Annotated in this window: 4 protein-coding genes; 3 read left to right on the top strand and 1 reads right to left on the bottom strand. The window is 48.9% G+C overall.

Going from position 1 to position 4,719, the window contains the following annotated elements; all coding sequences use genetic code 11:
- Positions 1-215: 215 nt before the first annotated feature.
- Positions 216-1,064, top strand: a complete 849-nt coding sequence (locus AC2VLY_RS16090) for a hypothetical protein (protein ID WP_486894113.1) — start codon at positions 216-218, stop codon at positions 1,062-1,064.
- Positions 1,065-1,309: 245 nt separating this feature from the next.
- On the opposite strand, the gene AC2VLY_RS16085 is transcribed toward AC2VLY_RS16090, so the two are convergent.
- Positions 1,310-2,272: an EamA family transporter gene (locus tag AC2VLY_RS16085; protein WP_486894111.1), complete on the bottom strand. Its 963-nt coding sequence runs from the start codon at positions 2,270-2,272 to the stop codon at positions 1,310-1,312.
- Positions 2,273-2,584: 312 nt separating this feature from the next.
- Between AC2VLY_RS16085 and AC2VLY_RS16080 the strand changes: the two genes are divergently transcribed.
- Complete coding sequence (locus AC2VLY_RS16080) at positions 2,585-3,358, top strand: isocitrate lyase/PEP mutase family protein (protein ID WP_486894109.1); 774 nt, start codon at positions 2,585-2,587, stop codon at positions 3,356-3,358.
- Positions 3,345-4,409 (top strand): bifunctional transcriptional activator/DNA repair enzyme AdaA, encoded by a 1,065-nt coding sequence (locus tag AC2VLY_RS16075; protein ID WP_486894107.1) that lies wholly within the window; start codon positions 3,345-3,347, stop codon positions 4,407-4,409. The genes AC2VLY_RS16080 and AC2VLY_RS16075 overlap by 14 nt, the downstream gene beginning before the upstream one ends.
- Positions 4,410-4,719 lie beyond the last annotated feature (310 nt).

Raw genomic sequence — 4,719 nt, 5'->3', positions numbered from 1 at the left:
TAACACCGGCGGGGTAGGCCACGCAAATTCGACCTGGACAGCCCCTTGACCCAGCACATCGACGCGATGATCCTGAAGCATCACTGGTCTCCTGAGCAGGTAGATGGGAAGTTGCGCATATACCCATTATTGCAGAGAATACCTTTCGTATGGAAACTGCTCTGAGCCGGCAGACGGATCAGAAAAAAATTGCTGTATCAGAGAAGGAATGACAAATGAATGACCGTTTGGCGCTTTGGAGGGGGGCATTCTACGAAGGGAACAGTCATAGTGTATATTTAATCCGTCCCCTTCCCGTAATTAGCGCTGTTACTTGTGGTTTCATAAATCAAGCTGGCCTGGAAATCATATTCAGAGAAGATAATTTCGATCCTGTCACGCGCATAAGGCGAGGACGCATATATGTGGGGGGAAATAGTACTCATCAGTGGGATCAAGTAACCATTGATGGAAAACGCTCATATAATTGGGGTAATTTGTTACCTACTGCTTCCTATAATCCTTGGCAGCCAGAAGTATCCTCTCACCATATTGTTGGCCAAATCATTCAGATAGGAGCAAATGAATTTGAAACAAATTGGCAAATTGTTGGCGTAGAAAAGCTTACCATTGGCCATTTCATGTTAACTCTTCGTGCAAAATCTCTTGTCGGCGTCATTCCAGATATACCAGCGGCACTCGCTGATAATGATGGAAATCGAGTCGATACTCTACCGATTAAGAATGCGCTTGATTGTTTAGTAGACACCTATCACCGGCAACAACCCACGCCCACCATTGATGCAGCGCGAGAGACGGCCAGAGTTATTCTCGCATCATATATCGGTCACGATGCTCAACGAAAAGATTTGAAAGATGTAATAGATGCGGTTCCGAAACAATATACGGTGGTCCGTAGTGCGGCGACCATTATAAACCGCATGCATCCACGAGGTAAGTCAGCAGAACAGGAGGCTCAGGCGTCACGTGGCTTCATATTGCGTCCCATAACGGCAAATGACGCAGAGGCCTGTATCCAACTGGTTGGGCTTCTAGTACGTGAAATAGGATGGTCGGATTCCTGAAATAATTGCCGATCTGAGCAAGGTGATGGCGGGCGCATATATCAAGTGGCCGATATTTTTTGCTCCGGTTAGGAGGCATGAAGCACGAGGCCGCGTGATCTTCGATCCTATTGGGCGCTTAGTAGCGTAACCGGTCATTCAGAAACAGGCTCGTCCAACAAACGCTTTGAGGTACCCTGATTGCCGGCCGAGGATTCTACCATTCTGCTTGCCGCAACTTTTTGGGTCGCCTGCCCTAAAGCAACTTACCCTTGCCAGTGAATATCCGGAGCGATAATGCAGATAGCGCCGATGACAATGAGCAATGTTGCAATGATTTCGGCATGACCCAAGCGTTCCTTGAGCACATGGTGACCGAAGAGAAACACCAACAGGGTGTCAATCTGTCCCAGTCCCCGAACCAAAGCCACTTGGGTGAGGGCAAAAGCACTGAACCAAGCCCAGGAGCCCAAGGCCGACAATATGCCCACGGGCCACGCTATGCGCCATCCGCGCAGACTTTCCCGCAACTGGTCCCTTTTTTGCCATGAAAGGTAGCCCCCTTGCAGTACGGTTTGCATAAAATTGGTCACCAGGAGAATCCACAGACCCGTGATTAACGGAGAATAGCCAGTGTCCAGATTGCGGCTTGCTGCACGCAGAGCGATGGCGGCCAAGGCAAATCCTAGGGCGGCTACCAAGCCATAACGGGCCGCCGGTTGGCCCAGCCCCTGCCAGAAACTGGAGCCAAGGATGCCCCAGCCCTTGGACCCAAGCACTAGAACACCAGCGAGAGCCAAGAAAATACCAACAATGGCCAGCGGTTGTAGTTGTGCTCCCAGAAATATAGTCGTCAGAATGACCAACTGGGCAGACTCAGTTTTAGCATAGGCAGTGCCAGTCACCAGCCCATGGCTATGAAAAGAACGGACAAGAAATAGGGTTCCCCATATCTGGGCCACTCCCCCAGCCAGACAGAATATCCAAAACTCTGGGTGGCTGTCCCGGAAAAGGGCCGGTCCAAATTGACTCAGGAGAATCAGGAAAGCCAAAAACTCCAGGGGCATGGCATATAGGAAGCGAGCAAAACTGGCCGCCTCGGCACTAAGCTGGTCTTTTAGTTTGGCTTGCACACCTGTTCGCCATGTCTGCATCAGCGCAGCGAAAATCGTGATGGGAATCCATAGGGGAATATGAAATGGACCGATAACCCAAAGAAAAGCTTGCATAAGCTATATTCCTGACACGGAAAAGGAAAGGATTCAATTACAAAGCACAACACTGCTGTTTAATATTTTTGAGTCATCATACAAATGACTTTAAACTGGTACAATATGAGTATTTATACTGGTATGGTGACTACCATTATGCGGTGCAACAGGGATTCTTTGCATTTCAGGAGATCATCAATTTATTGATGACATTTATTCGCCACTCTGCTTGACTTGTGACAACTGGAAAAAATACTTGTCCAAATATCGGTTGTACGCAAAATGTACTAGCCGATATGCTGTGCTCCCAATTCCTTGAGGAGCTAGTCTATGAACTTCCATGCCCTGCACCAACAAGCAACGCCGTTGCTGATCGCCAACGTCTGGGATGCCTCAAGTGCGCAGATTGCACAGAAAGTTGGCTATGAGGCGATCGGTACATCAAGTGCTGCCATTGCCAGTATGCTTGGCCACACTGACGGCGAAGGTGTGATTTTTCCTGAGTTGTTGCAGATTGTCTCCCGAGTGCGAGCGGTATGTGATCTACCCCTGAGTGTCGATATAGAGGCTGGTTATGCTAGCACGCCGGAATCCTTGGTAGAGAATCTTGTCAAACTAGCTGCCCATGGGGTTGTAGGCGTCAATATAGAGGACAGCATTGTGATCCAAGGGCATCGCAGTCTGATAAATGCCGAAGATTTTGCTACAAAACTAATGAAGATCAAGGCGGTTCTGTCAGAAATGGGTGTTGAACTATTCATAAATATTCGTACAGATACTTTTCTGCTAGGTCGAGAGACCGCGCAGGCGGAAACTATCCGCCGTGGCCACCTATATGCTGCAGCTGGGGCCAATGGTTTCTTTGTGCCCGGCATCGTGCAGGAGCATGACATTGCCGCAATTGTCGAATCCGTACCACTACCACTGAACGTCATGTGTATGCCTGAACTTCCGGCATTCGACAGGCTAACCAAACTTGGCGTAAGGCGTATCAGTATGGGAAATTTTGTCCACGCTCAGTTACAGCGGCAGTTGCTGAGTACGCTTCAAAATATCCGCACAACGCAATCCTTTCAGTCGGTATTCGATCATGCTGGTTACTGATAGCGCTCAGATTGAAAAGTATTACCAAGCGCTAGTTGAGCGAGCATCGGACTATGTCGGTATTTTTTTTGTTGGCGTGAAGACGACAGGCGTATTTTGCATAGCCACTTGTCGTGCCCGCAAACCAAAGCGAGAGAATGTTGAATTTTATACCGACCTTAAGGATGCGCTGGCTGCTGGATTTCGCCCGTGTAAAATTTGTCGCCCGACTGAGAATGCTCATGCCGCGCCACCGCCGGTCGAACAGGCCATTGCGCTGGTGAGAGCCAACCCAAAGGTTCGCATTAGTGACTGGCAATTGAAGCAGCAGGGCATTAGTCCTGAGTTGGTGCGACGCTGGTTTGCCAAACACTATGGCATGACTTTTCAGGCATTTCAACGGATGTTGCGAGTAAATACCGCTTTGCAGGAGCTAAAAGGTGGAAAACTGGCGACGGACGCTGCATTTGATAGCGGATATGATTCACTCAGTGGATTTAACTACACCTATAAAAAAATGATTGGTGAAACTCCAAAAAATAGTGCGGGTACGAATGTAATTCTCATTAATCGCTTCACCACACCACTAGGGCCAATGTTTGTCTGCGCCACAAATCAAGGAGTTTGTTTGCTTGAGTTCGTCGACCGACGTATGCTGGAAACAGAATTCAAGGACTTGCAGCGCTTGCTTAATGCCAGAATCATTGCCGGAGTGAATGAGCATACTCGACAAGTCGAGCATGAGATCAGCGAATACTTCTCAGGCCGGCGGAGAGATTTCAGTGTGGCTTTGCATGCGCCTGGCAGTGAATTTCAACAGTTGGTATGGAGTGCTCTTCAAACAGTTCCCTATGGACAGACCAGCAGCTATCAGGCACAGGCCGAACAATTGGGAAAAAAACAGGCCGTGCGTGCAGTGGCATTAGCCAATGGTGCAAACCGTATCGCGATTATCATTCCTTGTCATCGCATTATTGGCAAGGATGGTGCGTTGATGGGATATGGTGGTGGATTAGAACGTAAACGTTGGTTAATAGAACATGAGCAAAAATTATCGGCGACCAGTTCATGATGACGCATAACGAAATAAGATTAGATCGTGCTAAGCCACGATCTGAACTGTTTGTTGAATGAGTCTGGTTTTGAATGACAGCTTTCTGCAGTCGGCTGTCAGTCTGGCACTGCCAACTCCTATGGTTGGTTTCTGTATGTGGGAGAATTATTCGGCCCGCTAACGAATAAACCCCCAGGCAATAAAACCACCAAGCAACAGCGCAATCGCACTTCCAACAATGGCGGTCACAACGCCATCGCTGGAGATGGAGGCCCCAACCCCGACCATCCCTCCCAACAATGCCACGCCCAAAGCGCCGCCCCCCTGC

The sequence above is a fragment of the Acidithiobacillus sp. TH-A36 genome, assembly GCF_057473445.1.
Note: the sequence above shows the minus strand (reverse complement) of the source record. Positions and strands in the feature narration are given on the sequence as shown.

What these genes read in the sequence shown, in the direction of transcription:
- AC2VLY_RS16090 (WP_486894113.1), top strand. Translation starts at nt 216, where the DNA reads ATGAATGACCGTTTGGCGCTTTGGAGGGGGGCATTCTACGAAGGGAAC.
- AC2VLY_RS16085 (WP_486894111.1), bottom strand. Translation starts at nt 2,272, where the DNA reads ATGCAAGCTTTTCTTTGGGTTATCGGTCCATTTCATATTCCCCTATGG.
- AC2VLY_RS16080 (WP_486894109.1), top strand. Translation starts at nt 2,585, where the DNA reads ATGAACTTCCATGCCCTGCACCAACAAGCAACGCCGTTGCTGATCGCC.
- AC2VLY_RS16075 (WP_486894107.1), top strand. Translation starts at nt 3,345, where the DNA reads ATGCTGGTTACTGATAGCGCTCAGATTGAAAAGTATTACCAAGCGCTA.